The following is a 25,195-nucleotide window of genomic DNA, read 5'->3' as shown; positions in this document are numbered from 1 at the left end:
CCTCGACGTCCGTGTACTGGTAAAGAGCCATCACGTCGAGCGAGCGGGAGAATGATAGGCCAATGTCCGGCGGCTGTCCCGCCGGGTTTTTCCGAATATGACTAAGGCAAAGGATTACAGGCAAGTTGCGAGGGCCGCCAAGCGACGTTGAGCGACCATGCTGGTCTCGGCTGCAAAGTAATTGACCGTGGAGCCGGCACCGGCGCTGCGCACGTCGACGAAATAATCGCCACCGGTGGTGTAGACGGTAAAACCACCCGCCTCTATTGGCTCCTTGAACCCGCCGGCGTCGACGCCGAACACCGTTTCATCCTGCCAACCGAACTGCACGCATTGGGCAACCACCAGAGGGGCCTTGTCCGACGCCAGGGTCTTGTAGGGCGTGCCAGCCCGCGCGTCCTTCATCTTCGAGCCCGCGCAACCGGACAGTGCTGCCACCACCAACGCGCCAATCACCAGCTTGTGCATGCCATCGCTTCCTTGGAAAAAAACGCGACTCTACCATTAAGCTCCTGCGGGGGCTGCTTCGCTGACAGCCCCATGAATTTAGTTTCACTGTGAACAGACAAGGGGCCGCCTATAGTCGGCAGGCTCATTTTTAAGAAGTCTCCCTTCTGCCCGCTCTCCCGCGGGCTTTTTTTCGCCTGCGGTTCAGAGCCACCAGCGAAACAGGTAGAACAACGCCATGCTCAGCAACACCGTAATCAGCACGCTGCGCGTCCAGAACATCAGCGCCACGGCACTGATGCCCGCCAGCAGGTAAGGATTGGCCGGGCTCAGATTGAGCTTATGGTCGGCCAGGAAAATGATCGGCCCGCAAATCGCCGTCAGCATGCCCGGCACGGCGAACCCGAGAAACTCCCGCGCGCCACGGTTGAGGCGCACCGGCAGGCGCGGCTCGATAAACAGGTAACGGTTGAAAAATACCACCAGGCCCATGGCCACGATCATGAAGTAGATCATTGCTGCCCGACTCCCAGCCGCTTGCAGGCATAGCCCGCGCTCATCCCCAACACCCCGGACACCACCACGGCCGACTCCCAGTGCAGGTAACTCAGCCACACCGAAAACAGCAGCGACACGGCCACGCACACCACCGTCGGCACGTCACGCACCACCGGCGTAATCAAGGCGATGAAGGTCGCGGCAATCGAGAACTCCAGCCCCAGTTGATCAAGCCCTGGGATGCTTTTGCCGAGCACAATGCCCGCCAGGGTGAAGAGGTTCCAGGCGATGTAGAACGTCAGGCCTACACCCAGTGCATACCAGCGGTTGAAGGTCTCGCGGTCATAGTGGTTGACCAGTGCAAAGAATTCATCGGTCAGCAAAAAGCCCAGGCTCATGCGCCAGCGGGTGTTGAGCGCCGATAATGTGGGGCGCATGTGCATGCCGTAGAGCAAATGTTGGGAGGTCAGCAGCAGTGTGGTCAGCACAATGGAAATCAGGCTGGCGCCACTCTTGACCATGCCGATGGCCACCAATTGCGCGGCGCCGGCAAACACGATGGCGGAGAGCCCCTGGGCTTCGAGCGGGCTGAATTGCGCATCGATGGCCATGGAGCCGGCCAGCAGTCCCCACGGCGCGCAGGCCAGGGATAACGGGATGACGGCGATAGCGCCACGAGCAAAGGCGTTAAAAGGGACGGCAGCAGGCATGGAAACGGCTCATCGACAAACAGTCGACAAGCATGCCAGTGCAAAAAGGGCTTGTCTTGAACGATCGTGCTCAGGCGAGCTTGACCGACACCTGCTCCACCGCGTCGCGGGCTTCGCGCAGCTCGTAGGCGTCTTGGTTGAGCCTGTGAATGGTATTGAGCAGGCGCTGACGCAGCACCTCATCGCCGAGTTTTTCGACGGCGCGCATCAGGTCAAACGCCGCGGTTTCGTTATTGTCCGCGACGGAATCGAGGGTCTTGCGCAGGTTGCGAGTGGCACGGGTCACGCGGTTACTTCCTTTATCACCAATGGTCGGGCACTTTAGGACAGTCGTGTTTCATTTTAATTTCAGGCACTTGTCGCTGAATTAAAAAGCCATGCCATAGGTCAATCCTTACGCGACTTCATCCTTCCCGGGGACATTCAATGCTCGTAGCCGTTGGCATCTTTCTACTCACCATCGTATTGGTCATCTGGCAGCCCAAGGGGTTGGGCGTCGGGTGGAGCGCGACGATGGGCGCCATCCTGGCCTTGGCCTGCGGGGTGATCAGCCTGGCGGACATCCCGGTGGTGTGGCACATCATCTGGAATGCCACCGGTACGTTTGTCGCGCTGATCGTCATCAGCCTGTTGCTCGACGAAGCCGGCTTCTTTGCCTGGGCCGCCCTGCATGTGGCGCGCTGGGGGCGTGGGCGCGGTCGGCGGCTGTTTGCCTACATGGTGCTGCTGGGCGCGCTGGTGTCGGCGTTGTTTGCCAATGACGGAGCGGCGTTGATCCTCACGCCTATCGTGATGTCGATGCTGCTGGCGCTGCGTTTTTCGCCGGCCGCCACCTTGGCGTTCGTCATGGGCGCAGGGTTTATCGCCGACACCGCCAGCCTGCCGCTGGTGGTGTCGAACCTGGTGAACATCGTCTCGGCCGACTATTTCAAGATCGGCTTCAACGAGTACGCCGCCGTGATGGTGCCGGTGAACGTCGTCAGCGTCGCCGCCACCTTGGCGGTGCTGCTGTGGTTCTTCCGCCGTGACATCCCCGCCACCTACGACCCTGCGGACCTGGATGACCCCGCCAATGCGATCCATGACCGCGCCACGTTTCGCGCCGGCTGGTGGGTGCTGGGCATCCTGCTGGTGGGCTGTTTTGCGTTGGAACCCTTGGGCATTCCCATCAGCGCCATCTCGGCCGCCTGTGCAGTGTTGCTGTTGGTGATCGCCGCCAAGGGTCACAAGATTTCCACGCGCAAGGTGCTCAAGGAAGCGCCTTGGCAGATCGTAATCTTTTCCCTGGGCATGTACCTGGTGGTCTATGGCCTGCGCAATGCCGGCCTTACGACTTACCTGGCCACCTGGCTCGACAACTTCGCCGGTTATGGCGTGTGGGGTGCCGCGCTGGGCACCGGGATGCTAACGGCGCTGCTGTCCTCGGTGATGAACAACCTGCCGACGGTGTTGATCGGCGCACTGTCCATCGAAGCCAGCCATGCGGTAGGCGTGGTCAAGGACGCCATGATCTACGCCAATGTCATCGGCAGCGACCTGGGGCCCAAGATTACGCCGATCGGCAGCCTGGCCACCCTGCTGTGGCTGCATATCCTGGCGCGCAAGGGCATCAACATTACCTGGGGCTACTACTTTAAAGTGGGGATAGTGCTGACCTTGCCAGTGCTGTTGATCACCCTTGCTGCGCTCGCGTTGCGCCTGAGTATTTAGTTATGCTCGGCGTTCATTCTGCCTCGAGCCGACACGATGAGCGCCATGCAACACGCCTGGCTGGGCAACTACGAAGTCACCAGCACCACGTGCACCGGCCTGTCCTTTGCGCGACACAGCCACGATGAGTGCGTGATCGGCGTGAACATGGTGGGCGAGGAAAAGGTCTGGCTCGACCGTCGTGAGTTTGAGGCCGGCCCGGGCACCATCACCTTGTACAACCCAGGACAGATTCAGGGCGGTGGCGCGGCCGAGGGCGCGCCTTGGCAATTTGTCAGCCTGTATGCCCCGGCAGATCAGCTGGCGGCCGATCTTGGCTTGGTGCACTTGGAGTTCGATCGCTCGCTGTGTTTCCAACCGCAACTGGCGCAGCGTCTTGCCTCAGCGGTGCAAGGCGCCTTGAGCCGCGACCCACTGGTTCGTGAGTTGAATGAAGAAGCCCTGGTGCTGCTGTTGGGTGAAGTGGTCGCGGTCAGCGGTGTGCGTGTACCAGGCAGCACGGCGCCCGGTAAGAACCTGATCCGCCGCGCCCAGGCGTTGCTCGCCGAGCAGTTGCATCAATCGCTGCCCCTGGACCACTTGGGCGATGAACTCGGCTTATCCAAATTCCACCTGCTGCGCGCTTTCCAGAAAGAAACCGGCTTGAGCCCACGGCAATGGGCGATGCAGTTGCGTACTCGACGCGCCAAAGGCCTGCTGCGCAACGGCGCCGCCGCGAGCGACGTGGCCCATGACCTGGGCTTTGCCGACCAGAGCCACCTCAACCGGCATTTCCGTGCCGCCTACGGCATCACGCCTGGGCGCTATCAAGCCGTGCTCAAACGTTGAACCGTGCAATCTGGTCCAATACAGCCGCCCGCGCCCTCGTCACACTGCCCGCCATCCCTTGAAGGAAAGCAGGCATGTTGACGATCTTTTTCTACGCATTGGTCTTTGGTTTTGTGTTTTGCCTCTCACCCGGCGCGGTGCTGGCAGAGACGCTGCGCCGGGGCTTGCTCCACGGTTTTACCCCGGCATTGCTGGTGCAGATTGGCTCGCTGGTAGGCGACGCCGTATGGGCGGTGATTGGCCTGACCGGCATCGCGTTGCTGATCCAGCATGATGCGGTGCGCGTGCCACTGACCGTGGTGTGCGCGCTGTACCTCGCCTGGCTGGGGCTGCGCAGCCTGATCGACGCATGGCACTTGCCCGCCGCCGACAGCGCACCCGCCCGCTCAGGGCAGAATGCGCTGGCGGTGGGTGCCGCTATCTCTCTCGCTAACCCGAAGAACATTGTGTATTGGGGCGCGCTCGGCAGTGCGTTGTCCGGCATTGTCGGTGCCACGCCCAGCCATGGGCAGACGCTGATGTTTTTTGCCGGTTTCATGCTGGCGTCGGTGCTGTCGTGTTTTTTGATTGCCGGGTTGGTGAATGTATTGCGCAACACGGCGTCGCCCCTGTGGCAACGCATCAGTTATGGCGCCTGCGGGTTGGTATTACTGTACTTGGCGATATTGGCCGCGCTGGGTATATAACTCTATCGGGCATGCAACTTATCCGTGCCCTTTGTCTGAATGAACTCTGAACATGGGTTAATTTAATTAATCATGCGTTGACATTTTGTAACCGTCTGAGTAGATTGCCCGTGCCCGCAACTGGGGCCTTTTTTAAACCTCACAAAAGAAGCCAATGGACACAGTATCTAGTCGCTGTCCGAGCACCGCCTCTGCGGGCTTCGGGCGCCAAACCCAGAATATGACAGGACTCGCCTTCCAGGTCCGGTAAGCTGCGCTAGAGCTTGATGCTCCACCGTAACTGCCTCACCGGTCGCCCGTCCGGTCCCGAGGTGTGTTATGACCTTTCAACTCATTGTTTTGCCGGATATTCGTACGCTAGCCGCAGCCCTGCGCGCCAAGCTGTGCCGCGAGCCCGTAGGCTTTTCCCCTACCCGCTCGACCTTTGCTGCACCCTCCCCCCAAGTGCGCCCGGCTCCTCCGCTGGCGCACTGGCGTATCTGCCCTGCCAGCGGCCAACTGCTGCAGCACTGGGATCACGCCGACCCTCAAGACCCGCAGAGACCGATCGTTTCCAGACTGGTTCAAGCTAGCCTGATGCTCGATCTGTACATGGGCACTCGCGCAGCTTAAACCGGCTGGAAACAGCAACTTTCTTATCTATAACCTGGAGTTCTTTCATGAATACATCCAGTAGTAGCCCGCTGCGCGCCGAATAACTAACGCGCACTAAGCGGGCCCTGTAGAAGTTATCGAAACTCTTATTTAAACCGATCGCGAAGTCCGCGGCTCGGCATGCTTTCGCTCGCCTGTATTCAGGTAAGTACCGGGTATGTTTTGTCGAGAATTGGCGACAGGAGTACAGACAATGAGCGCCGTAAAAAACACGCCTCTGCACAAGAAAAATGGCACCGACGACAGCACCAAACTGTCGATGCGTGCCGCCCGCGAAGCCCAGAACGGCCTGTCGGCCACCCTCGCCAACGTGCGGGCCACCCAGGATGGCCTGACCGAGCTGGACGCCTCTGCTCGCCTGCAACGCGAGGGCTACAACGAGGTGGCCCATGACAAGCCGCCGCACGCCATCGTCCAGTTCCTGCAGGCACTGAACAACCCCTTCATCTATGTGTTGCTGACCCTGGGCGGCATCAGCTTTGTCACCGACTGCTGGCTGCCGATGCAGGAAGGCGAAGAGGCTGATCCCACCAAAGTCGTGATCATCATGACCATGGTCCTGCTCAGCAGCCTGCTGCGCTTCTGGCAGGAACACCGTTCGGCCAAGTCCGCCGAAGCCCTCAAAGCCATGGTGCGCACCACCGCCACCGTCCTGCGCCGCGAACAAGTAGGCTCCGCACCGACCCTGCGGGAAGTGCCGATGCGCGACCTGGTGGCCGGTGACATCGTGCAGCTGTCGGCCGGCGACATGATCCCTGCCGACATCCGCCTGATCGAATCCCGCGACCTGTTTATCAGCCAGGCGGTGCTGACCGGTGAAGCCTTGCCGGTGGAGAAATACGACACCCTCGGTGATGTGACGCAGAAGTCCGCCTCGACCATGGCCGCCGACCAAGGCAACCTGCTTGATCTGCCAAACATCTGCTTTATGGGCACCAACGTGGTCAGCGGCCGCGCCAAAGCCGTGGTCGTCGCCACCGGCCCGCGCACTTACTTCGGCTCCCTGGCCAAGGCGATTGTGGGCTCGCGGGTGCAAACCGCCTTTGATCGCGGGGTGAACAGCGTCAGCTGGTTGTTGATCCGCTTCATGCTGGTGATGGTGCCGATCGTGTTCCTGCTCAACGGCTTCTCCAAAGGCGACTGGGGCGATGCGTTCCTGTTTGCCCTGGCGGTTGCCGTCGGCCTCACCCCGGAAATGCTGCCAATGATCGTCAGCGCCAACCTGGCCAAGGGCGCCACGGCCATGGCCAAGCGCAAGGTGGTGGTCAAGCGCCTCAACGCGATCCAGAACTTCGGTTCCATGGACGTGCTGTGCACCGACAAGACCGGCACCCTGACCCAGGACAAAATCATCCTGGAGCACCACGTCAATGCCCATGGCCAACGGGATGACAGCGTGCTGTCCCTGGCATGGCTCAACAGCTATCACCAGAGCGGCATGAAAAACCTGATGGACCAGGCGGTGGTGCAGTTCTCGGAGCAGAACCCCAAGTTCCAGGTGCCGTTCGCCTACAGCAAGGTCGATGAATTGCCGTTCGACTTCGTGCGCCGTCGCCTGTCGATTGTGGTGAAGGACGCCGCCGGCGACCAATTGCTGGTGTGCAAGGGTGCCGTGGAAGAGATGCTGAGCATTTCCACGCACGTGATGGAAGCCGGTGAGGCCGTGCCGCTGGACGATCGCCGTCGTGACGAGTTGCTGGCCCTGGCCAACGACTACAACGAGGACGGTTTCCGCGTGCTGGTGGTGGCGACCCGCAATATCCCTAAATCCCTGGCCCGTCAGCAGTACACCACGGCCGATGAGCGCAACCTGGTGATCCAGGGGTTCCTGACCTTCCTGGATCCGCCAAAGGAAACCGCAGGTCCGGCGATTGCCGCGCTGCAACAAATCGGCGTCGCCGTAAAAGTGTTGACCGGCGACAACGCCGTGGTCACCAGCAAGATCTGCCGCCAGGTCGGCCTCGAGCCAGGCCAGCCGCTGCTGGGTGTGGAAATCGAAGCGATGGACGACGCCACCCTGTTGCGGCGCGTGGAAGAGCGCACGGTGTTCGCCAAGCTGACACCGCTGCAGAAGTCCCGCGTGCTCAAGGCGCTGCAAGCCAACGGTCACACCGTCGGCTTCCTCGGTGATGGGATCAACGATGCGCCGGCGCTGCGGGATGCTGACGTGGGTATTTCGGTGGACAGCGGCACGGACATCGCCAAGGAGTCGGCCGACATCATCCTGCTGGAAAAAAGCCTGATGGTGCTGGAAGAAGGGGTGCTCAAGGGTCGCGAAACCTTCGGCAACATCATGAAGTACCTGAACATGACCGCCAGCTCCAACTTCGGCAATGTGTTCTCGGTGCTGGTGGCCAGTGCGTTCATTCCGTTTTTGCCGATGCTGTCGATCCACCTGCTGCTGCAGAACCTGATGTACGACATCTCCCAGCTGGCCCTGCCGTGGGACAAGATGGACAAGGAATACCTGGCCAAACCACGCAAGTGGGACGCCAAGAACATCGGGCGCTTCATGATCTGGATCGGGCCGACCTCGTCGATCTTCGACATCACCACCTTTGCGCTGATGTGGTACGTGTTCTCCGCCAACAGCGTGGAAATGCAGACCCTGTTCCAGTCCGGCTGGTTCATCGAGGGCCTGCTTTCGCAAACCCTGGTGGTGCACATGTTGCGTACCCGCAAGATCCCGTTCTTCCAGAGCACGGCCGCCTGGCCGGTGCTGATGATGACGTGCATCGTGATCGCATTGGGGATCTACGTACCGTTCTCGCCGCTGGGCACTCTGGTGGGCCTGCAGCCGCTGCCGCTGGCGTACTTCCCTTGGCTGGTGGGCACCTTGCTCAGCTACTGCTGCGTCGCCCAACTGATGAAGACGATCTACATCCGCCGCTTCAAGCAGTGGTACTGAGTTCGCGCTGCGATCCCTTGTAGGAGCCGGTTTGCCGGCGATGGCGTCCCGTTGAACAACGGAGACATCAAGGGCCCCTCGCCGGCAAGCCGGCTCCTACACAAAGGCAGCGTATGCCATGTAAGGAAATTTTTTATGCGCGTCTTGATCTGTGCAGGTCGTCATTACGCCGACACCAAAAAGTCCCGCCAAGTGCTGGACGCCTACCACCGCCTGCGCCCCGTGCAGGTATTGATCCACGGCGGCAACCAATTCCTGGGCAGCGACATCGAGGAATGGGCGCGGGAAATCGGCATCGACGTGGTGCGCTACCCACCCAACTGGCAACGCCACGGCAAACAGGCCGAACGCCAGCGCAACCATTTCATGCTGACCGACAGCCGCCCCGACGTGATCATCGCCCTCCCCGGTGGCGACGACACGTCGGAACTGGTCTGCCAGGCCAAAGCCAGCGGCATTTCGGTGCTGACCGTAGAAAGCTGAATTCAAGCGAGGTGCATCATGCACAAAAAACACACACCGAACCGTCAGGACGGGTTCGCCAAATACCGCGCGCGTCACTATCGCGGCGCTCGCCACACCCTGTTGCTGCTGCCACCGGCCAAACGGCGCGCACTGCAACGTAACTTGATCTTTATCGGCGTGACCCTGGGTTTAATCTTGCTGATCGCCCTGTTTTCGAAAGCCCATGCGGCGGGCGGCTCCTATGTGGTGGACGACGGCGCCATCAACGATCCGGGGCAATGCAATGTCGACGCGTGGTTCACCGCCAACCGGCATGACGGGAGCACCCACAACCAGACCCTGTCGCCGGCCTGTACCTTTACGGGCATGCCGACGGTGCAATGGACGGCGGCGCTCTCGCGGGCAGACACGGCGAGCAGCGGCGAGACTCAGGTCAACCCGCAAGTCAAAGCCCAGGTCTATACACAGAAAGACCTGGGGCTTGAGCTGGCCTTGTCGGCTGGGGCGCATTTTGCGCTGGACCGTCAGCACAGCTTCGACGGCGCCGATTTCAACATTCCGTTGACGTGGCAGCCTGCAGAAGCCTTGCGCCTGAACCTCAACGCCGGCTGGACCCACGCCTACAACGACGGCGACCAGAAACACCGCCTGACCTGGGGCACCGGGTTCGAATACCAGGTAGCACCCGCGCTGAGCCTGATTGGCGAGCGTTACGGCCAGGCAGGCGGTGACCAGGCCTGGCAGGCCGGGCCACGCTTTCACTTGGGTGAGTTCGTCGACGTGGATGTCGTGGTCGGGCGCAGCCTGATCGCCGATCAGGCCCAATGGCTGACAACGGGGGCCACAGTGCGCTTCTAAGCCTTGGCTTGTTGCTCCAAGTGCAGTTGCAACTGAGGGTCGATCTGCAACTGTGCGGCCAGGTGGTCGAGGTAATTGCGCTCGGCGTCCTGCTGGTCGTCCACCAGCATCACGCTGGCCAGGTAAATCTCCGAGGCGAGCGCCGGGTCATGGGCGTACTCGGCAAAATCGGCAGCATCCAGTGGCTTGGCGACTTCGGCGTCGAGCCATTGTTGCAATTGCGGGTCATCGGTATGCCGGCCGATCTCTGCGCCGATCATTTGCTGCTCTTGTTCATCAATCCGACCATCCGCCTTGGCCGCTGCAATCAATGCGCGCAACACTGCATGGCTATGGGCTTCGGCCTGGGGGCCGTCCAACTGGTCGACCGTTTGGAAGGCTTGCTGCGGTGCGCTGGCCTGCTGGCGCTGCCACGCTTGATAGGCCTGGAAGGCCGCCATGCCGAGGGACGCCAGCGCGGCGTAGTTCATCCCGCCAGAACGATTGGGCGTCGCGTTGCCCGAAGGTGCACCGCCCAACAGGCCGCCGAGGCCTCCGAGTAATCCGCCAAGGCCACCACCACCGGCTGACGCAGTGCCGGTGCCAGCGCCGTTCAACAAACCGCCGAGCAAGCCACCCAGGCCGCCACCCGAGGCACCGCCGCCCTGCTGCCCGGCGCGCAGCAGTTGTTCGAGAAGATCGCTGGTGTTCATGGTTTCACCCTCCCAGGGTGCAATGTAGGCGTCCATCAACCATAGCCCGCCATTGCGCGAATACCATGACCGCCGGGCGGGCACGCCTTATGATGGCGCCATTGCGCCGCTTGGGGAGAACGCAGGTGAACCGTATCGAACACATCGCATTGATGGCCCGCTACAACCAGTGGATGAACCGCAAGGTCTACGACGCGGCCGCCACGTTGACGGACGCTGAGCTGGCGATGGACCGGCAGGCATTTTTCGGCTCGATCCTCGGCACGCTGAACCACCTTACCCTGGGCGACACCGTATGGCTCAAGCGCTTTGCCCAGCATCCTTCAGGCTTCATCGTGCTGGCTCCGTTGAGCGACCTGGCCATGCCCACAAACCTGAAACAATTGGCCTTCGCCGATCTCCGCGAGCTTGGCGCCCGTCGAACCTGGCTGGACGAACTCATCATCGACTGGGCTCACACGCTGCGTGAAGCCGACCTGGATCACCGCCTGCATTACCGCAACATGCGTGGCGTGGCCGCGGACAAACCGTTCTTCAGCCTGCTGGTGCATTTTTTCAATCACCAGACCCACCACCGGGGCCAGGCCACCACGTTGCTGACCCAGGCCGGCGTGGACGTCGGCGATACCGACCTGCTGGCGCTGATTGACTGAAATCAGCCCGCGTTGAATTCGGCGTAGGCCTGCATCAATCGCGGGAAATCGTGTGGCTGAGGCAACTGCGCAAAACTTTCGACGGCGGGTGTGGAGGCCCAAGGCAGTTTTTCGCTGGTCCAGGTTTCCATGAAGGGTACGTAGGCGCCGGCGTTGTCCAGCAAGGTCGCACGCACGTTGACGAACTCATCGATGCCATGGGGACGGGTAAACAGCCAGCTCATGCAGTGCGGGCAGCAATAATGGCGGTCCACGCCGTGCAGCCCGCCCATCACCGGGCAGCCTTGGGTCACGGTAAAACCACTGGCGGGAATCAGCGCACTGAGGGAGAACGCGCTGGAGGTCATCTTCTGGCAGCCGGTGCAGTGGCAGGCCATGGTGATCACTGGTGGCAAACTCACGCTGAAACGCACCCGGTTGCAGCGGCAACTGCCTTCCAGCGGCTGGTGTTCGACGCTCATCATCCATTCCTTTTTATGATTGTTGACGCCTCAGGGTAGCGTGAACCCCGGTGATAACAAAACCGAACGCTGCACGCCGCGTAAGGTCGTAACTGTAAGGCGCCGGGAGAAATTGTCCCGCCCTGCTCACGTACACCCGCCCTGCCGGGCTGTGCGTACCCCCATAAGAAGGAGACGCTTACATGGTCACTCACTTCAAGGTCGCCGGGCATTTAGCCTGCGGCCATCACGGTAACAACCTCACGTCCAGCACCGAGCTGAACCGTGTCAAATGCCGTACCTGCCGCAACACCGATGCCTACAAAGAAGCGCGGCGCACCCAGCGTAATGCCGCTCGCCGCGCCGCGCGCAAAGCCAAGACCCACACCGCCAGTGACTGGCGCAGTGCCTGGACGCAACGCCTGACCGATCTGCCCGGGCTACAGCGTTTGCCACGGGGTTTCAGCGGCCAGCCGTTCGTATAACCGGCTCAGACAAGGCGCCTGCTGCTTGCAGGCGCCAGTCTGTAGGGCGGGTTATTTCACCTTGCTGCTCAACGTATCCAGGCTGCGTTTGAGGTCGTCCAGACTGCGTTTTTGATCGTCGATGCTGCGCTTCTGGTCACTGACATCGCTCTTGAGCCGCGACAGTTCGCTGGAGCTGGAATTGGAGCTGGAACTTGAATTGCGCTTGAGGTCATCCACTTCGCTTTTGAGCTTGTCGATGGTGTTTTTCTGGTCGGCCACGGTGCGCTTCAAGTCGGACAATTGACTGTCGCTGGCACTGGAACTTGAGCCGTTCTTACGCTTGAACTCCTCGAAATACTTCGCCTGCTCGTCCAGCTTGCTCTTGAGCCGCTGCAGCTCTTCATGATCGCTCTTTTGGCCATCGCGCATTTTTTCGAGATCACTTACCGAAAGACCGGTGGTGGACAACACGCGGTGGGCGCCCTCCGTTGAGCTGGTGGTGAGCTTGTCGCTGCTGCCTGAACCGAAACTTCCCCACTGCACATCACCCGCCTGCGCCGTCGTCACACCAAAGGCGGCCAGCAACCCCAATACGCTTGCAGAAATGACCAAAGAAGGCTTGCGAACACTGTGCATCAACAGATTCCTTTCATGACTGCCGAGATGGCATATCGCTATGACTGGGATTTCGGAATCTTGTTCCCTTGCTGTAAGAATCCTCGGCATTGCGCCAAGAGTTATCCGTAGATCACTGATCTATCGAGCTTTTTCAGCCGGGCATTTGTGCGAGAAAGGCGCCCTCCGACCTTGCGTCGAAGCGTTCGGGTCTATATATTCCCAACCCTGCTTCACCGCGCTACCGCCCGAATGGCGAAACTGGTAGACGCATGGGACTTAAAATCCCCCGCTCGTAAGGGCGTGCCGGTTCGATTCCGGCTTCGGGCACCATAGATATCAAGGGCTTGCATGATGAACTTCATGCAGGCCCTTATCTTTTGCGCTCTGCAATTTTGGGCGCCGCTGCGCACCTCACCCAGCCCGGCGTCCTGCCGACCGAACATAAACCCTACCGCCGCTATCAAAATCCGCCTGATCGCCCCTAAATAGTTGAACCGCTGAAAGTGAAAAACTTAAACGATATCTTCTCGTCACTCAGATCTCTGATTTCATAGCGGACTCTGTCGAGGCCGTCGTCCACACGAGATGCCTCAAGATGCATAAACTGGGTCAACCCACCACCAAACCCGTTCAAATCAAGCGCGCTGATATCGTGAAAAGTAAGAGTCACTGCGTCCAAACCTGACTCATCGACAGACAGTTTCAACCGCAAATCGTATTTGGAATCGTCGAATTTTATGTCGATCGACATAACGCAATCATGCTCGCGCAGCAGATCGTTTAAGTGGCCAAGCTTACCCATGCGTCAACCCGTCCGGAACAAATCTTTGGGCCAAATGCATGTTGTTCCCTCTTTGGTTTGCCGGGACTGTAGCACTGGGGAACTCGATGCAAAAAGCCCAGCGCGGAGTCATGTCGTTACCGGTAAATGTCTTACTTGGGCGCGCACAACGACGGCTATACGCGCCACCCTACAAAATGACACGATAGCCCCTCGCCTTCGTCAGTAGGAACACAGGATGTTCAGTCACGTAACCGTTGGGACAAACGATCTTGATAAAGCCGCTACCTTCTATGACGCGGTGCTGATCCCTCTGGGACTTTGCCGTCGGGTTGTAACACCTGATGGAGGGCCTCTTGCCGCATGCTGGGTTAACCCCAACAGCCCCCTGCCGCGCTTTTATGTTTACTGCCCTTACGACCTCAAAGAGGCCGTCGCGGGAAATGGCAGCATGGTGGCTTTCTGCGCGCCACATCCAGACTCTGTCGACGCAGCCTACGCCGCAGGCCTTCGTGCTGGCGGTGTTGATGCGGGTGAACCAGGGCCACGCGCGCATTATGGCGACGGCTATTATGGCGCGTACCTACGTGACCCGGATGGCAATAAAGTGCACATAGTCCATCGTGGCGATTTGCACTTGCCTGCATAAGCGCGACTCCCAGTGCTCGACTCAAGCCCGCCAAGCGCGGGCTTTTTTGTGTCGGCCAAAAACACTGGGGCAAAAGAAAATCGACGTTGTTTGCTACTGGCCAGGTATGCCGCCGCTCCTCAAACGTGCCTGGCCGAACTGAAACGGCGACGGTACTCCGTTGGCGTAAGGCCAACGACTTTTCGGAACCGCGACCGGAAGGTCACCGCAGACCCGAATCCGGAAAGCAATGCCGTTTGATCAATCGATGTCTCGCTCTCCTCAAGCAGCTCACGCGCTCGATCAATACGAGCGGTGAGAAGCCACTGTAAAGGTGTCGTACCGGTCTGTTCTTGAAATCGCCGAGCAAAGGTACGCGAGCTCATGTTGGCGCGAGCGGCAAGGCTATCGACCGTATGCGGACGGTTCAAATTGTCCCGTATCCATTCGATCAAGGACATTAAGCTGGTTGGAGAACCTGGAAGCTCCTGACGAATAAATTGGGCCTGACCGCCATCACGATACAGTGGCGCGACCACCAGACGGGCAGTGTTTGCCGCAACAGCCTGACCAAAGTCGCGTCGCACGATATGCAAACCCATATCTAATCCCGCTGACGCGCCGGCCGACGTCACGATGCTGCCTTCATCCACAAATAGGACATTAGGTTCTACTTTTATCTCTGGATAAAGCCTGGCCAAGTCCTCGGCGAAACGCCAGTGCGTCGTGACGCGTTTGCCACCAAGAAGACCGCTCGCGGCCAGGATAAAAGCCCCCGTGCAGATGGACGCTAACCGTGCACCCCGCGTATGTGCCTCGCGAAGAGCAATGCTTACCGCTTCTGGAACGACTCCAAACGGGTCTTCACACCCTGGAATGACAACAGTGTGGGCTAGTTCAAGACGGTCGAGGCCATACCGCACCTGCATATCAAAGCCAGCGGCCCGAATTGTCCGCTCGGGTGCGCACACCTCCACCTCGTAAGCGTTGCTCCCATCGACCTGAAAAGCCAACGCAAAAACCTGATAGGCGATACCCAAGTCCAAGGGCACCACATCATTCATTACCAGCACCGCAATCTTGTGCACGCCGTGGACCTCTGCTCTCAAAATCAAAATGGCTGGCAGAAAACGATCGCTTGATGTCGTTTAAGCCACTCACGTACAGCGTCCAGCAGGAATACGCTTTAGTCAATTACGACGAGAGGAGACGGTAATGTCTGATGAGCTGAGCGATAAGCGTGAAGAGCGCCAACTGCAGATTGGCATGGTGATTTTTCCTGGTTTCACTCTGCAGGATTTGGCAGGTCCACAGACGGCGTTCGGCCTTCATGCCAAAACTCACATAATCTGGAAGACCCTGGAGCCCGTTCCTACGGATATGGGTGTCACCCTGAACCCTACGATCACGTTTGATGACGTTCCAGATAACCTGGACGTGCTGTTTGTCGCTGGGGGTGGAGGAACGCCTGAAATCATGAAGGACCAGGAGCTGCTCGATTTCATTGCTCGCGCAGGCAAGACGGCCACCTATGTAACCGCTGTATGCACAGGCTCTGTACTTCTTGCCATGGCGGGATTATTGGAGGGCTACCGCGCAGCGACTTATTGGCCTTTCTACGAACCCCTTATCGCACTGGGTATCGAACCGAGCTACGAACGAGTATGCGTCGACAGGAACCGAATCACAGGTGGCGGTGTAACGGCAGGTATCGATTTTGCGCTGCTGGTCATCGCGCAACTCAAAGGTCGGGACGCGGCTGAATTTACGCAACTCGTGCTTGAGTACGACCCGCAGCCGACAATGACCTCGGGGAATCCACGAACCGCGCGCCCCGAAATCGTTGCGCAGATAAAGGGGCTGTGGGGGCGAACCGACGAAGCGGTAAGCGTCGCGAATGAACATATGGCGCGCCGAGCACGGTTATCAACACGGGCTCCCACCTAATTGTAGTTCCGTAGCGTTGTGCTCTCGGCGGTCGATTCCTGAGTAACGTCATCGGCAAACAAATAAAGCCCCGTATTCCTACATGCGAGGGCTTTGCTGTCCATCACTCACCGTCGAGCGATCTCCCCTCTGCGCTCAGCCGGTTCTCGCGGCGGACATGTTGCGGTGAATATCCATGCAGCCGAACAAACGCCCTGCGCATCCGTTCGGGGTCAGTAAAGCCCACCGCCTGGGCAACTTGCTCGATCGGCTCACTGCCTTCTTGCAAACGTAAACACGCCGCTTCGACGCGTAAGCGCTCTACTGCTTTAGCTGGCGTTTCTCCCGTCTCTCGACGGAATGCTCGTCCAAATTGCCTCAAGCTCAATCTCGCCGCATCGGCGAGTCGCTCAATGGGTAATGCCTCAGACAAGTGCTCTCTGGCGAATTTCAGCGCAATACGGATGCGATCTGACTCTGGTTCCATTTGCGACATCGCGGAAATTTGCGACTGGCGACCAGGTCGGCGGTAGGGAACGACCAGCAACCTGGAGACATCGCGCGCTACATTCGCCCCCCTGTCTTTCTCAATCATAGCGAGCGCCAGATCGATCCCGGAAGCAATGCCCGCTGAGGTCCAGACGTGTCCGTCCTCTATAAAAATAATGTCCCCTTCAACGTTGATGCGGGGGTAACGCGATTGCAGTTGTGCAGTGTGGTGCCAGTGCGTCGTAGCCCGCCGATCGTTCAACAGGCCGGTCTCTGCCAGCAAGAACGCACCCGTGCACACGCTTGCGACTCGCGATGCGTTAACGATTAGTTGCCTTGCTGCAGCGACATTTTCTGATGTCAGCATGGGTTCGACTTCACCCCCCACAAAAATCACGGTGTCAAACATATCCTTACCGACCGGAGTGGTATCGACCGGAAGGCCGGAATTGCCAATAACCAGCCCTCCGAAACGCGATACGACGCGAAGCTCATACGGCTTATAACCTTCAGCCGTCGCCACTTGGTTGAATGCAGATAATGGCCCTGCAAGATCGAGGGCATCGTGGCCAGTGCAGACAAAAAATCCAATTCGGTACATCGCAATTCATCTCCAGCGTTCAGCCCCCGGTTGCCGGGAACCCTAGTGTAACGCCACGAAGCCTGGCGTTCTTGATGGTGCTTGGGAGTTAGATTTCTTGGCCTAAAGTGAGGGAAAAACGTCGTTTTCGTTTACCAGACTCCTACGTAAAGTTGCTGGCACGAACACCATCGGCGACGGTTGTAATGCTCGCCGTGACACGTTCGCCGTCGGCAAAGTAGAACACTACGAATCACCCATGGTTTGGTCCAATCACCCAGGGGCGAGCACTCGCTATAACAACCATTGTGGTGATCGCCGTCTGTGGCTCTGCGAGGCCAATAAATTTGCACATTTCGCTAAGTAGCTTTCGAGGGTTACACATGACTTCGTATATAAAACCAGTCGCCACCACCGAGTACGATGATGTGATTCAGGCAGCACAAGCTTATATAGACGGCTATCGCTCCGGTGATATCGCTGGAATTGAGAAGGCCTTCCACAACGATGCGATCATGTGGGGCTACAGCGGCGATGAGTTGCTTCAAGGTCCCGCTGTTCCGGTATTCGCAAGCTTCTTCAATTCACTGGGTGCCTCACCCAACGCTCGCAGTCGTCTGGATATTTTGGCTATCGCCCCCACAGCCGCAGTCGTGCGCGTGGATATGGAGAATGACGTTTTGGGTGCGAGCTTCCACGACTTTCTTTCACTGCTCAAAATAGAGGGTCAGTGGAAAATCATCTCGAAAATTTTCCAACGGTACGCCTAAGTCAGCGGCAGATTGCATCAGCTAAAATTTACGCCAGAAGCGGACGTCACTCGCGTCAGGCGTGAGCTGCCCGAGTGACTGTCAGCCTGGCTGGGTTACAGCTTGAATGCTGAGCAGCGCTATCAGGTTGCGTGCTTCTATCCTTGTTCAGCCTCTTCCTGTGTTACCAGATACTCAACAAAATCCAGGTAAGACGCCCAGCTATCGGGCTCTCTCAGCAATGGTTCCTTGCCAAGACGACACACGTCAGTTGCATCACACCAGAGCACGCGTCCCGATGTGGAGTCACAGTCCATCACAATCAGGCTCTCAGTGGGCTCCCCGAGCACAAGGTAACTGGATGCAAGCTCGCCATATTTTCTCAGACGCTGGGTTTCACTGAGGACATTCGTTGGCGACTGATACCCGATTTGATGCAACGGCAGGACGTAAATACCACTGCCATCAAAAAAATTTGCGACAGATTTAAAGGTGTGGGGAAGCGTCAAGCCCAGTTCATGTTCAAGATTGTCGATGAAACTCCGTTCGACTGCGCGAACGCCAATCAACAACTCGAATTTGCGCCTGACCATTTCTAGATTGGGCATAAGGCCCTCCCTATCGGGCGCCATCGTTGCGTTTCATTGATACCCTTCAACGCCCGCGTCCCCCCCCAGGCTACGTCTTGCCAAAAAACCACATCACAAATGCAACCGCGCTGACCCATCCCAGTGTCAGCAAAAACGAAAGACCTGCAAGCCGCTTATCCATAGTGCCCCGTCGCCGGTTTTATTGATCGAGATACGATCGCCTGGGTGCAGCGTAGTTCAGGTGCTTCAGTCTTTCTCTACAAAACGCTTGGATTCCTCGCCGATCAGGGCCAGGTGAATCACGCCCGGTTGGCTGGGAAAGTTGGGGGAATCCCCCGAAGCGTTTTCCATCACGGGGATGTCGATGAGCGCTCGCTTGTGCGCCGGGTCCTTCACCCACTTGGCGTCCAGTGTTTCGACGGCGCGCCAGCCATCGCCGCCGATGTGCATCACGTCCACCAGCGTGTAGTGCTCCTGGTCGTCTTCCGTTACGGCGGGTGTAAAGGCGGCAAGGTATTGACGGTAGGTGTTGCCCTTGTCGAAGCCTTCGACGGTGAAGACGGCCAGGGTGAGTTGGTCGGCCGTGCCCACGTTCAAGTCCTGCACCTGGGTGGCCTCGGGGTAACCGCTGGCAAAACCGTCCTTGAGCAATTCGACCAAGCGCCCAACCTGCTCTGCCACCGGTTGTGGAACCGGGTTCTCGGCAGCGTGGGTGAGCGTGCAGGCGAACAGCAGGCAGGCTGGCAACAGGCGCAATGTCATGGGGCTGAATCCGCAAGAGAAGAGAGAGTTACCCGCTAGAGCGTCCACCGCGGGGGTGCATTTGCTCAAATGGGCTTACGGCCGTCAAGCCGACCTGTTCCCACCTTTCAGTTTTGCTTCATCCACGTATTAATAGATTTCAACAACACTTTTATCAATAGATGTTTCTAATCATGTATGTTGAATCTCACCTCGGGTGGTCCTCCATCACCCGACACATGGGTTGAGGTCATACGATGAAATTCACCAATGTCTTGAGCGGTAACGGTAAGGCCTTGCCTGCGTTGATCGATGCCGACGGCCAGCGCTATTGGCCACTGAATGAGCTGGCCGTGCCGTTTTCCGGCAGCCTGGAGCAATTGATCGGTCAGTGGGATCACCTGAAGGCAGGGCTCACCCCGCACGGCGACGGCCTGCCGCTGGAAGGCGCGACCCTCCTCGCACCGCTCTCCCCCACGCGAAATATCTTTTGCGTCGGCAAGAACTATCACGAGCACGCGGCGGAGTTCAGCCAATCGGGTTTCGACCACAGCGTCAAGGACGGGGAAATCGCCCCGCAGTTTCCGGTGATTTTCACCAAGACCCCAGAGTCGGTGATCGGCCATCACGCCACGATCCCCTTGCACGCCTCGGTCACGCGCCAGCTGGACTATGAAGCAGAGTTGGCCGTGATCATCGGCAAAGGCGGCAAAGGCATTTCCCGGGAAGACGCCTACGCTCACGTATGGGGTTACACCATCATCAACGACATGACCGCACGCGACCTGCAGAAGAACCACCGCCAGTGGTTCCTCGGCAAATCCCTCGACGGCTTGTGCCCCATGGGCCCTTGGGTCGTCACCGCCGACGCATTCAGCCCTCAGGACGCCACGATTGAATGCTGGGTCAACGGCACGCTTCGCCAGCAGGCCAATGTGCGGGACCTGATCTTCGATATCCCCGCGCTGATCGAATGCCTCTCTGCCGGCATCGAGCTCAAGCCGGGCGATGTAATCAGCACCGGTACGCCTGCGGGCGTCGGCATTGGTTTCACCCCGCCGCGTTTTCTGCAGGCCGGCGACACCGTGCGCATTGCCATTGAGGGCATCGGCACACTCGAAAACCGCATTGCGCAGCACTAGTCCACCCACTTCACCACACGAGAAACGGCAATGAGCTTGAAAGACAAGATTATCGGCACCCTGGGTTTTGGCACCGCGCCCCTGGGCAACATGTTTCGCTCAATCGACGAAGAGGAAGCCGCGGCAACCGTCGCCGCGGCCTGGGACCAGGGCATTCGCTTCTTTGATACGGCACCGCTCTACGGCGCCGGGTTGTCCGAGACCCGCTTGGGCCGGGCGTTGGCGCAACATCCACGCGATTCCTACACCCTGGCCACCAAAGTCGGCCGCCTGGTTTCTGACGAAGTGAACCCCAACCCGGGCTCCGGCCCGTTCAGCCAGGGCAACCCCAACAAGATGCTCAGCGACTACAGCGCCGACGCCACCCTGCGCTCCATCGAAAGCAGCCTGCAGCGCCTGGGCACCGACCGCCTCGACATCGTGTTCGTGCACGACGTGGCCCAGGACACCCATGGCGATGAATGGATCGAGCACTTCAACATCGCCCGCAAAGGCGCCTTCAAAGCCCTGACCCGGCTCAAAGAGGAAGGCGTTATCAAGGCTTGGGGGCTGGGTGTGAACCGCGTTGAGCCCTGCGAGTTGTTGCTGGACCTGGAGGACGTGCGTCCGGACGGTTTCCTGCTCGCGGGCCGTTACACGCTGCTCGACCATGAACAACCCCTGCAACGGCTCTTCGCCAAGGCCCAGGCCAAGGGCGCCGAATTTGTCGCGGGTGGGCCTTACAGTTCCGGCGTGCTGGTCGGCGGCAAACACTTCGAATACCAGCCGGCGTCCGCCGCGATGCTCGACAAAGTGGCGAAAATCCACGCCCTCGCCCAGCAGTACCACGTGGATATCAAGGCCGCCGCCTTGCAATTCCCACTGGCCAACCCGCTCGTGGCCGCCGTCATTCCGGGCGCCAGCCGCCCTTCGCGGATTATCGAAGACACCCAAGCGATCCATGCCGTGATCCCGCCTGCGTTCTGGCAGGCCATGAAAGAACAGGGTTTTATCCACCCCAACGCCCCCATCCCGGGCAGCCACTGACAGGAGCCTTCCCATGCACCCGCATAACACTGCGATTGTCTTGATCGAGTACCAGAACGACTTCACCAGTCCGGGCGGGGTCTTCCATGACGCTGTCAAAGGCGTGATGCAGTCCTCCAACATGCTCGCCAATACCGCGACTACCATCGAGCAGGCGCGCAAGCTTGGTGTGACGATCATCCACATGCCGATCCACTTTGCCAAAGGCTACCCGGAACTCACCACGCGCTCCTACGGGATCCTCAAAGGCGTGTCGGACGGCCATGCGTTTCTCGCCGGCACCTGGGGCGCCGAAATCACCGACGCCCTGCCCCGCGATCCCGTCGACATCGTGATCGAGGGCAAGCGTGGGCTGGACGCCTTTGCCACTACCGGCCTGGACCTGGTACTGCGCAACAACGGCATCCAGAACCTGGTGGTCGCAGGCTTCCTGACCAACTGCTGCGTCGAAGGCACCGTGCGTTCAGGTTATGAAAAGGGCTACGACGTCGTGACCCTGACCGACTGCACCGCCACCTTCAGTGACGAACAGCAGCACGCCGCCGAGCAGTTCACCTTGCCGATGTTTTCCCAGACCCTGCAGCACAGCGCGTTTCTGCAAGCGCTGAACGCCGGATAAAAAAAGGGGCGACGCCCACAGGCGTCGCCCCTTTTTACTGTGTTCAGATCACTCGGTGGGCGCGTATTGCATCTCGCCGTTGCCGAAGGACCAGTCTTCGCGCTTCACGTCCACCAGGCTGATCCACACGTCTTCCTTGCGCAGCCCGGTCTTGGCGTGGATGCCTTCGGCGATGAACTTGTAGAAGGCCTTTTTCACTTCGATGGTGCGCCCGGCGTTCCAGGTGACCTGGATAAACACGATTTTGGGCGTGTACGAGATACCCAGGTAGCCGGCCGCCGGGTACACCAGCTCATCCTTGGCATGGCGGTTGATGATCTGGAACTTATCGTGCTCCGGCACGTTGGCAACGCTCGTCATTGCGGCATACACCACATCACCGATGGCGGCTGCGGTTTCGGCGCTGGTGTCGGCAGCGAGGTCGATTCGAACTAAAGGCATGGGGAAATCCTTAACGGGTCAATGGCCAATCCACGTCGGTGGCCGGTGATACAACGCTAGTCTCGACGCCATGATTCATCAAGCGCATAATTTTCGAAAAGATAATGAGTAGTACGCATGCTATTCCAGGACCTGAAAGCCTTCGTCACGGTGATTGAAAGCGCTTCACTGACCAAAGCGGCGCAGAGCTTGTGCTTGACCCAGTCCGCCGTGTCCCGCCGCATCCAGCACCTGGAAGAGACCTTGGGCGAAGCGCTGCTTGATCGCACCACGCGCCCGCCCTTGCCCACGGCCATGGGGCACCGCGTCTACGGATTGGCCGTAGGCCTGTTGCGCGACGCCGAGCATTTGCTCAGCCTGCCGCAGGAAAGCGCGATGCCGAGTGGACGGTTTCGCGTGGGGTTGACGCAGATCGTCGCGGACGCCGTGGTGTTTGACGTGGTGACCCGCATGCGCGAGCAACTGCCGAGCCTTGAACTGCAGATCGTCACCGACTGGAGTTCCGAACTGGAGCAGCAGATGCTGGCCGGCGAACTGGACGCCGCCACCCTGATGTTGCCAGCGACCAGCCGCCCACCCGCGGCACTGGAAGGTCAACGGGTGACCACGCTCGATATCCTGGTGGTGCAGAGCCAATCAAAACCCTTGGTGAATGCCGCCACCCAGATCAAACACCTGGCCGCTCAAGAGTGGGTGCTGAACCCCAAGGGCTGCGGCTATCGAGCGGCCCTGGAGGCGGCCATGGGCGGGCGCGGGCACACCCTCAAGCTCGCGGTGGACACCCACGGCGCCGCCATGCAAATGCGCATGGTCGCGGCCGGCCTGGGCCTGGGGCTGATCCCGGCGACGCTGCTGCCCGGCAACGCGTACGCACACGCGTTGTCGGTGGTGAGCATCGAGGACTTCCAGCTCAAGATGGGCATTTGGGTCACGCACTCGCCACGCCCGGGCAACTTGCGGCTGGCCAATCAGTTGCTGATCCAGGCCATCACCGACGGCCTGGGTTAGGCACCCTCACGGCGCAACCGGCGTTCCAGGGCATACCCCTCGCTCAGTTCGCCCACCAGTTCGCCCCGACGCAGTGGCTCACCGCAATGCTCACACAATGGGCCCAAGCCTGCAGGCTGGCCGCAGGGCACGTGGATGTAATTCACCGCCCTGTCCTCGCCCGGGGACTTGCACCAGGTTTCGCCCCAGGCGCGCAACGCCAGTACCACCGAGTAGAACCCCTCGCCTTTTGGCGTGAGGAAATATTCGTAGCGCAAAGGCCGCTCGCTGTAAGGCCGGCGCTCCACCATCCCATCGGCTTCCAGGCCTTTGAGGCGCGCAGCGATCATTTGCGGCGTGCCGCCGCTTTGTACCTGGATTTCGTCGAACCGATGGTTGCCCATGAACAATTCGCGCAGCACCAGCACCGTCCAACTGCTGCCCACAATCTCCTCCGCGCGGGAGACCGGGCACAGGGTTTCAGGCGCAATTTTCTTCTTCAACGACATACGGACGTTGCCTCTGAAAAGTAACTATGATTATCATAGCATAATGCAGACGGGCACCCCGAACTGCTTATGCGCCTCTGAATGCCTTGGAGAACGGATCATGACGACCCCCGCCTACCCCCTCGATCGTACCGCTTACCTGCTGGTCGACCCCTACAATGACTTTCTCTCCGAAGGCGGCAAGGTCTACCCCTTGATCAAGCCCACTGCCGACCAGGTCAACCTGCTCGACAACCTGCGCACCCTCGACAAAACCGTACGCAGCCTGGGCGTGCAGGTGGCGATTGTACCGCACCGTCGCTGGGAGAAAGGCGACTACGACAGCTGGAATCACCCAAGCCCCACCCAATCCAAAATCCAACACATGCACCACTTTGCCCGAGGCGAATGGGGCGGTGACTGGCACCCGGATTTCGCCCCGCAGCCGGGCGACATCGTGGCTCGAGAGCATTGGGGGTCCAGCGGTTTTGCCAACACCGACCTCGACTTTCGCCTCAAGCAGCAAGGCATCACCCACGTGATCATCGTCGGTTTGCTGGCCAATACATGTATTGAAGCGACTGCGCGCTACGCCGTGGAACTGGGCTACCACGTCACCCTGGTGCGCGACGCTACGGCGGCCTTCGGCCCCGAATTCATGCACGCCGCCCATGAGCTCAACGGGCCGACCTTTGCTCATTCGATTGTGACCACGGCCGAACTGGCTTCGCGCCTGCTGCACAACGCCTCGCAAAGCCACTGAGGCTTCAGTTTTTCAACAGTCTCACGTTCATACTATCCGTTAGTGCGGTGAAAGCGCCGTTGCTAGGCTCGGCGCTCGCATTCACCCAAAGGCTGGAGAAAAACATGATGCTTGGCAAAACCCTGATTCGCGCCCTGACGTGCCTGGTGCCGCTGGCACTGACGCTGCCCGCCTACGCCGCCGTTCCCCTGCAAGGCACCTGGACCCTCACCGCTTCGGACAACATCAATCCCGACGGCACCCGCATTCACCTGTACGGCGATGACCCGCAAGGCACGCTGAATTTCGACGCCACCGGTCATTACTCGCTGCAGATCATGAGCAAAGTGCGCCCCAGGTTCGCCGCCAATGACAAGAGCAAAGGCACCCCCGAAGAGTACCGCGCGACAGTCGTGGGCACCCAATGCCACTTCGGCACCTACACCGTCAACGAGAAGGACCACACCATTACCCTGCACGTGGAGCACGCCACCTACGCCAACTGGGAAGGCGCCAACCTGACTTGGCCCTACACCGTCGATGCCGAGCACGCCACGTTCACCGTCCCGCACCCTACGATTGGTGGCCCAGGCGTGTACGGCGAAATCGCCTACGTGCGCACCCACTGAACC

At 59.5% G+C, this 25,195-nt stretch carries 32 protein-coding genes and 1 tRNA gene; 19 read left to right on the top strand and 14 right to left on the bottom strand.

Going from position 1 to position 25,195, the window contains the following annotated elements; all coding sequences use genetic code 11:
- Window positions 1-114 precede the first annotated feature (114 nt).
- The 4 genes from ACVWVP_RS11680 to ACVWVP_RS11665 all read right to left on the bottom strand — a co-directional run bounded on the left by ACVWVP_RS11680 (window position 115) and on the right by ACVWVP_RS11665 (window position 1,941).
- Window positions 115-468 (bottom strand): hypothetical protein, encoded by a 354-nt coding sequence (locus ACVWVP_RS11680; RefSeq protein ID WP_176996009.1) that lies wholly within the window; start codon window positions 466-468, stop codon window positions 115-117.
- A gap of 183 nt (window positions 469-651) precedes the next feature.
- Window positions 652-963 (bottom strand): AzlD domain-containing protein, encoded by a 312-nt coding sequence (locus ACVWVP_RS11675; protein WP_178920723.1) that lies wholly within the window; start codon window positions 961-963, stop codon window positions 652-654.
- Window positions 960-1,655, bottom strand: a complete 696-nt coding sequence (locus ACVWVP_RS11670) for an AzlC family ABC transporter permease (protein WP_178920721.1) — start codon at window positions 1,653-1,655, stop codon at window positions 960-962. The genes ACVWVP_RS11675 and ACVWVP_RS11670 overlap by 4 nt, the downstream gene beginning before the upstream one ends.
- Before the next feature lie 70 nt (window positions 1,656-1,725).
- On the bottom strand, window positions 1,726-1,941 hold the full coding sequence (locus ACVWVP_RS11665; RefSeq protein WP_016969776.1) for a hypothetical protein: 216 nt from the start codon (window positions 1,939-1,941) through the stop codon (window positions 1,726-1,728).
- A 140-nt stretch (window positions 1,942-2,081) separates the two neighbouring features.
- Between ACVWVP_RS11665 and ACVWVP_RS11660 the strand changes: the two genes are divergently transcribed.
- From ACVWVP_RS11660 to ACVWVP_RS11630, 7 genes are all read left to right on the top strand, one after another.
- The gene (locus ACVWVP_RS11660; RefSeq protein ID WP_178920719.1) at window positions 2,082-3,365 is read left to right on the top strand and encodes an arsenic transporter; all 1,284 of its coding nucleotides are present in this window, start codon (window positions 2,082-2,084) and stop codon (window positions 3,363-3,365) included.
- A 36-nt stretch (window positions 3,366-3,401) separates the two neighbouring features.
- Window positions 3,402-4,193: a helix-turn-helix transcriptional regulator gene (locus ACVWVP_RS11655; RefSeq protein ID WP_178920717.1), complete on the top strand. Its 792-nt coding sequence runs from the start codon at window positions 3,402-3,404 to the stop codon at window positions 4,191-4,193.
- A 74-nt stretch (window positions 4,194-4,267) separates the two neighbouring features.
- A complete protein-coding gene (locus ACVWVP_RS11650) occupies window positions 4,268-4,879 on the top strand; it encodes a LysE family transporter (RefSeq protein WP_178920715.1) in 612 nt (203 codons plus the stop codon).
- A 318-nt stretch (window positions 4,880-5,197) separates the two neighbouring features.
- Window positions 5,198-5,491 (top strand): hypothetical protein, encoded by a 294-nt coding sequence (locus ACVWVP_RS11645; RefSeq protein ID WP_457405965.1) that lies wholly within the window; start codon window positions 5,198-5,200, stop codon window positions 5,489-5,491.
- 235 nt (window positions 5,492-5,726) lie between these two features.
- Window positions 5,727-8,441 (top strand): magnesium-translocating P-type ATPase, encoded by a 2,715-nt coding sequence (mgtA, locus tag ACVWVP_RS11640; protein ID WP_178920711.1) that lies wholly within the window; start codon window positions 5,727-5,729, stop codon window positions 8,439-8,441.
- A gap of 135 nt (window positions 8,442-8,576) precedes the next feature.
- Complete coding sequence (locus ACVWVP_RS11635) at window positions 8,577-8,924, top strand: DUF2493 domain-containing protein (RefSeq protein WP_176996002.1); 348 nt, start codon at window positions 8,577-8,579, stop codon at window positions 8,922-8,924.
- A gap of 18 nt (window positions 8,925-8,942) precedes the next feature.
- Window positions 8,943-9,764: a hypothetical protein gene (locus ACVWVP_RS11630; protein ID WP_457405962.1), complete on the top strand. Its 822-nt coding sequence runs from the start codon at window positions 8,943-8,945 to the stop codon at window positions 9,762-9,764.
- Here ACVWVP_RS11630 and ACVWVP_RS11625 read toward each other — a convergent pair.
- Entirely contained in the window at window positions 9,761-10,456 is a 696-nt protein-coding gene (locus ACVWVP_RS11625) for a tellurite resistance TerB family protein (RefSeq protein WP_457405960.1), read from the bottom strand. The genes ACVWVP_RS11630 and ACVWVP_RS11625 overlap by 4 nt on opposite strands.
- Before the next feature lie 125 nt (window positions 10,457-10,581).
- Here ACVWVP_RS11625 and ACVWVP_RS11620 point away from each other — a divergent pair, with 125 nt between their 5' ends.
- Window positions 10,582-11,109: a DinB family protein gene (locus ACVWVP_RS11620; RefSeq protein ID WP_457405957.1), complete on the top strand. Its 528-nt coding sequence runs from the start codon at window positions 10,582-10,584 to the stop codon at window positions 11,107-11,109.
- 2 nt (window positions 11,110-11,111) lie between these two features.
- Here the strand turns inward: ACVWVP_RS11620 and ACVWVP_RS11615 are convergent, their stop codons facing one another.
- Window positions 11,112-11,570, bottom strand: coding sequence for a GFA family protein (locus ACVWVP_RS11615; protein WP_178920703.1), 459 nt, complete (start codon window positions 11,568-11,570; stop codon window positions 11,112-11,114).
- A gap of 182 nt (window positions 11,571-11,752) precedes the next feature.
- Between ACVWVP_RS11615 and ACVWVP_RS11610 the strand changes: the two genes are divergently transcribed.
- Window positions 11,753-12,034 carry a hypothetical protein gene (locus tag ACVWVP_RS11610; RefSeq protein WP_178920701.1) on the top strand — a complete coding sequence of 94 codons (282 nt, stop codon included), beginning with the start codon at window positions 11,753-11,755 and terminating at the stop codon, window positions 12,032-12,034.
- A gap of 51 nt (window positions 12,035-12,085) precedes the next feature.
- Here the strand turns inward: ACVWVP_RS11610 and ACVWVP_RS11605 are convergent, their stop codons facing one another.
- Complete coding sequence (locus tag ACVWVP_RS11605) at window positions 12,086-12,652, bottom strand: hypothetical protein (protein WP_457405955.1); 567 nt, start codon at window positions 12,650-12,652, stop codon at window positions 12,086-12,088.
- Between the two features lie 225 nt (window positions 12,653-12,877).
- On the opposite strand from ACVWVP_RS11605, the gene ACVWVP_RS11600 reads away from it, so the two are divergent.
- Window positions 12,878-12,964: transfer RNA gene (locus tag ACVWVP_RS11600), tRNA-Leu, on the top strand.
- Window positions 12,965-13,115: 151 nt separating this feature from the next.
- Here ACVWVP_RS11600 and ACVWVP_RS11595 read toward each other — a convergent pair.
- Entirely contained in the window at window positions 13,116-13,436 is a 321-nt protein-coding gene (locus tag ACVWVP_RS11595; RefSeq protein WP_457405952.1) for a hypothetical protein, read from the bottom strand.
- 217 nt (window positions 13,437-13,653) lie between these two features.
- Between ACVWVP_RS11595 and ACVWVP_RS11590 the strand changes: the two genes are divergently transcribed.
- Window positions 13,654-14,064 (top strand): VOC family protein, encoded by a 411-nt coding sequence (locus ACVWVP_RS11590; protein ID WP_259171461.1) that lies wholly within the window; start codon window positions 13,654-13,656, stop codon window positions 14,062-14,064.
- Between the two features lie 119 nt (window positions 14,065-14,183).
- Here the strand turns inward: ACVWVP_RS11590 and ACVWVP_RS11585 are convergent, their stop codons facing one another.
- A complete protein-coding gene (locus ACVWVP_RS11585) occupies window positions 14,184-15,131 on the bottom strand; it encodes a helix-turn-helix domain-containing protein (RefSeq protein ID WP_457405949.1) in 948 nt (315 codons plus the stop codon).
- Between the two features lie 127 nt (window positions 15,132-15,258).
- Between ACVWVP_RS11585 and ACVWVP_RS11580 the strand changes: the two genes are divergently transcribed.
- Complete coding sequence (locus ACVWVP_RS11580) at window positions 15,259-15,990, top strand: DJ-1/PfpI family protein (RefSeq protein ID WP_259171463.1); 732 nt, start codon at window positions 15,259-15,261, stop codon at window positions 15,988-15,990.
- 103 nt (window positions 15,991-16,093) lie between these two features.
- Here ACVWVP_RS11580 and ACVWVP_RS11575 read toward each other — a convergent pair whose 3' ends face one another.
- On the bottom strand, window positions 16,094-17,059 hold the full coding sequence (locus tag ACVWVP_RS11575; protein ID WP_178920690.1) for a GlxA family transcriptional regulator: 966 nt from the start codon (window positions 17,057-17,059) through the stop codon (window positions 16,094-16,096).
- Window positions 17,060-17,421: 362 nt separating this feature from the next.
- Here ACVWVP_RS11575 and ACVWVP_RS11570 point away from each other — a divergent pair, with 362 nt between their 5' ends.
- The gene (locus tag ACVWVP_RS11570) at window positions 17,422-17,808 is read left to right on the top strand and encodes a nuclear transport factor 2 family protein (protein WP_259171464.1); all 387 of its coding nucleotides are present in this window, start codon (window positions 17,422-17,424) and stop codon (window positions 17,806-17,808) included.
- Between the two features lie 137 nt (window positions 17,809-17,945).
- Here ACVWVP_RS11570 and ACVWVP_RS11565 read toward each other — a convergent pair whose 3' ends face one another.
- A complete protein-coding gene (locus ACVWVP_RS11565; RefSeq protein ID WP_457405945.1) occupies window positions 17,946-18,395 on the bottom strand; it encodes a hypothetical protein in 450 nt (149 codons plus the stop codon).
- A 228-nt stretch (window positions 18,396-18,623) separates the two neighbouring features.
- A complete protein-coding gene (locus ACVWVP_RS11560) occupies window positions 18,624-19,139 on the bottom strand; it encodes a hypothetical protein (RefSeq protein ID WP_457405943.1) in 516 nt (171 codons plus the stop codon).
- 236 nt (window positions 19,140-19,375) lie between these two features.
- On the opposite strand from ACVWVP_RS11560, the gene ACVWVP_RS11555 reads away from it, so the two are divergent.
- From ACVWVP_RS11555 to ACVWVP_RS11545, 3 genes are read left to right on the top strand one after another with little or no spacing between them, the layout of a single operon-like run.
- Window positions 19,376-20,260, top strand: a complete 885-nt coding sequence (locus ACVWVP_RS11555; RefSeq protein WP_457405941.1) for a fumarylacetoacetate hydrolase family protein — start codon at window positions 19,376-19,378, stop codon at window positions 20,258-20,260.
- A 30-nt stretch (window positions 20,261-20,290) separates the two neighbouring features.
- Window positions 20,291-21,286: an aldo/keto reductase gene (locus tag ACVWVP_RS11550; RefSeq protein WP_259171468.1), complete on the top strand. Its 996-nt coding sequence runs from the start codon at window positions 20,291-20,293 to the stop codon at window positions 21,284-21,286.
- 13 nt (window positions 21,287-21,299) lie between these two features.
- Entirely contained in the window at window positions 21,300-21,905 is a 606-nt protein-coding gene (locus ACVWVP_RS11545; RefSeq protein ID WP_259171469.1) for a cysteine hydrolase family protein, read from the top strand.
- A 48-nt stretch (window positions 21,906-21,953) separates the two neighbouring features.
- On the opposite strand, the gene ACVWVP_RS11540 is transcribed toward ACVWVP_RS11545, so the two are convergent.
- Window positions 21,954-22,346: a tautomerase family protein gene (locus ACVWVP_RS11540; RefSeq protein WP_176995982.1), complete on the bottom strand. Its 393-nt coding sequence runs from the start codon at window positions 22,344-22,346 to the stop codon at window positions 21,954-21,956.
- A 117-nt stretch (window positions 22,347-22,463) separates the two neighbouring features.
- Here ACVWVP_RS11540 and ACVWVP_RS11535 point away from each other — a divergent pair, with 117 nt between their 5' ends.
- A complete protein-coding gene (locus tag ACVWVP_RS11535) occupies window positions 22,464-23,354 on the top strand; it encodes a LysR family transcriptional regulator (RefSeq protein ID WP_457405938.1) in 891 nt (296 codons plus the stop codon).
- Here the strand turns inward: ACVWVP_RS11535 and ACVWVP_RS11530 are convergent.
- Window positions 23,351-23,842: a winged helix-turn-helix transcriptional regulator gene (locus ACVWVP_RS11530; RefSeq protein ID WP_457405936.1), complete on the bottom strand. Its 492-nt coding sequence runs from the start codon at window positions 23,840-23,842 to the stop codon at window positions 23,351-23,353. The genes ACVWVP_RS11535 and ACVWVP_RS11530 overlap by 4 nt on opposite strands.
- Window positions 23,843-23,942: 100 nt before the next feature.
- Here ACVWVP_RS11530 and ACVWVP_RS11525 point away from each other — a divergent pair, with 100 nt between their 5' ends.
- Together ACVWVP_RS11525 and ACVWVP_RS11520 are read left to right on the top strand one after the other, a co-directional pair.
- Window positions 23,943-24,584, top strand: coding sequence for an isochorismatase family cysteine hydrolase (locus tag ACVWVP_RS11525; protein WP_457405934.1), 642 nt, complete (start codon window positions 23,943-23,945; stop codon window positions 24,582-24,584).
- Window positions 24,585-24,688: 104 nt separating this feature from the next.
- Window positions 24,689-25,192: a lipocalin-like domain-containing protein gene (locus ACVWVP_RS11520; protein ID WP_457405931.1), complete on the top strand. Its 504-nt coding sequence runs from the start codon at window positions 24,689-24,691 to the stop codon at window positions 25,190-25,192.
- The last annotated feature ends 3 nt before the right edge of the window (window positions 25,193-25,195 follow it).

Source organism: Pseudomonas sp. TE24901, from assembly GCF_054058375.1.
Note: the sequence above shows the minus strand (reverse complement) of the source record. Positions and strands in the feature narration are given on the sequence as shown.

Coding starts and splice junctions, on each gene's coding strand:
- ACVWVP_RS11575 (WP_178920690.1), bottom strand. CDS start 17,059: ATGTACCGAATTGGATTTTTTGTCTGCACTGGCCACGATGCCCTCGAT.
- ACVWVP_RS11605 (WP_457405955.1), bottom strand. CDS start 12,652: ATGCACAGTGTTCGCAAGCCTTCTTTGGTCATTTCTGCAAGCGTATTG.
- ACVWVP_RS11675 (WP_178920723.1), bottom strand. CDS start 963: ATGATCTACTTCATGATCGTGGCCATGGGCCTGGTGGTATTTTTCAAC.
- ACVWVP_RS11615 (WP_178920703.1), bottom strand. CDS start 11,570: ATGAGCGTCGAACACCAGCCGCTGGAAGGCAGTTGCCGCTGCAACCGG.
- ACVWVP_RS11565 (WP_457405945.1), bottom strand. CDS start 18,395: ATGCCCAATCTAGAAATGGTCAGGCGCAAATTCGAGTTGTTGATTGGC.
- ACVWVP_RS11590 (WP_259171461.1), top strand. CDS start 13,654: ATGTTCAGTCACGTAACCGTTGGGACAAACGATCTTGATAAAGCCGCT.
- ACVWVP_RS11555 (WP_457405941.1), top strand. CDS start 19,376: ATGAAATTCACCAATGTCTTGAGCGGTAACGGTAAGGCCTTGCCTGCG.
- ACVWVP_RS11530 (WP_457405936.1), bottom strand. CDS start 23,842: ATGTCGTTGAAGAAGAAAATTGCGCCTGAAACCCTGTGCCCGGTCTCC.
- ACVWVP_RS11670 (WP_178920721.1), bottom strand. CDS start 1,655: ATGCCTGCTGCCGTCCCTTTTAACGCCTTTGCTCGTGGCGCTATCGCC.
- ACVWVP_RS11580 (WP_259171463.1), top strand. CDS start 15,259: ATGTCTGATGAGCTGAGCGATAAGCGTGAAGAGCGCCAACTGCAGATT.
- ACVWVP_RS11680 (WP_176996009.1), bottom strand. CDS start 468: ATGCACAAGCTGGTGATTGGCGCGTTGGTGGTGGCAGCACTGTCCGGT.
- ACVWVP_RS11630 (WP_457405962.1), top strand. CDS start 8,943: ATGCACAAAAAACACACACCGAACCGTCAGGACGGGTTCGCCAAATAC.
- ACVWVP_RS11625 (WP_457405960.1), bottom strand. CDS start 10,456: ATGAACACCAGCGATCTTCTCGAACAACTGCTGCGCGCCGGGCAGCAG.
- ACVWVP_RS11595 (WP_457405952.1), bottom strand. CDS start 13,436: ATGGGTAAGCTTGGCCACTTAAACGATCTGCTGCGCGAGCATGATTGC.
- ACVWVP_RS11660 (WP_178920719.1), top strand. CDS start 2,082: ATGCTCGTAGCCGTTGGCATCTTTCTACTCACCATCGTATTGGTCATC.
- ACVWVP_RS11545 (WP_259171469.1), top strand. CDS start 21,300: ATGCACCCGCATAACACTGCGATTGTCTTGATCGAGTACCAGAACGAC.
- ACVWVP_RS11525 (WP_457405934.1), top strand. CDS start 23,943: ATGACGACCCCCGCCTACCCCCTCGATCGTACCGCTTACCTGCTGGTC.
- ACVWVP_RS11645 (WP_457405965.1), top strand. CDS start 5,198: ATGACCTTTCAACTCATTGTTTTGCCGGATATTCGTACGCTAGCCGCA.
- ACVWVP_RS11650 (WP_178920715.1), top strand. CDS start 4,268: ATGTTGACGATCTTTTTCTACGCATTGGTCTTTGGTTTTGTGTTTTGC.
- ACVWVP_RS11610 (WP_178920701.1), top strand. CDS start 11,753: ATGGTCACTCACTTCAAGGTCGCCGGGCATTTAGCCTGCGGCCATCAC.
- ACVWVP_RS11635 (WP_176996002.1), top strand. CDS start 8,577: ATGCGCGTCTTGATCTGTGCAGGTCGTCATTACGCCGACACCAAAAAG.
- ACVWVP_RS11540 (WP_176995982.1), bottom strand. CDS start 22,346: ATGCCTTTAGTTCGAATCGACCTCGCTGCCGACACCAGCGCCGAAACC.
- ACVWVP_RS11655 (WP_178920717.1), top strand. CDS start 3,402: ATGAGCGCCATGCAACACGCCTGGCTGGGCAACTACGAAGTCACCAGC.
- ACVWVP_RS11560 (WP_457405943.1), bottom strand. CDS start 19,139: ATGACATTGCGCCTGTTGCCAGCCTGCCTGCTGTTCGCCTGCACGCTC.
- mgtA (WP_178920711.1), top strand. CDS start 5,727: ATGAGCGCCGTAAAAAACACGCCTCTGCACAAGAAAAATGGCACCGAC.
- ACVWVP_RS11550 (WP_259171468.1), top strand. CDS start 20,291: ATGAGCTTGAAAGACAAGATTATCGGCACCCTGGGTTTTGGCACCGCG.
- ACVWVP_RS11520 (WP_457405931.1), top strand. CDS start 24,689: ATGATGCTTGGCAAAACCCTGATTCGCGCCCTGACGTGCCTGGTGCCG.
- ACVWVP_RS11535 (WP_457405938.1), top strand. CDS start 22,464: ATGCTATTCCAGGACCTGAAAGCCTTCGTCACGGTGATTGAAAGCGCT.
- ACVWVP_RS11570 (WP_259171464.1), top strand. CDS start 17,422: ATGACTTCGTATATAAAACCAGTCGCCACCACCGAGTACGATGATGTG.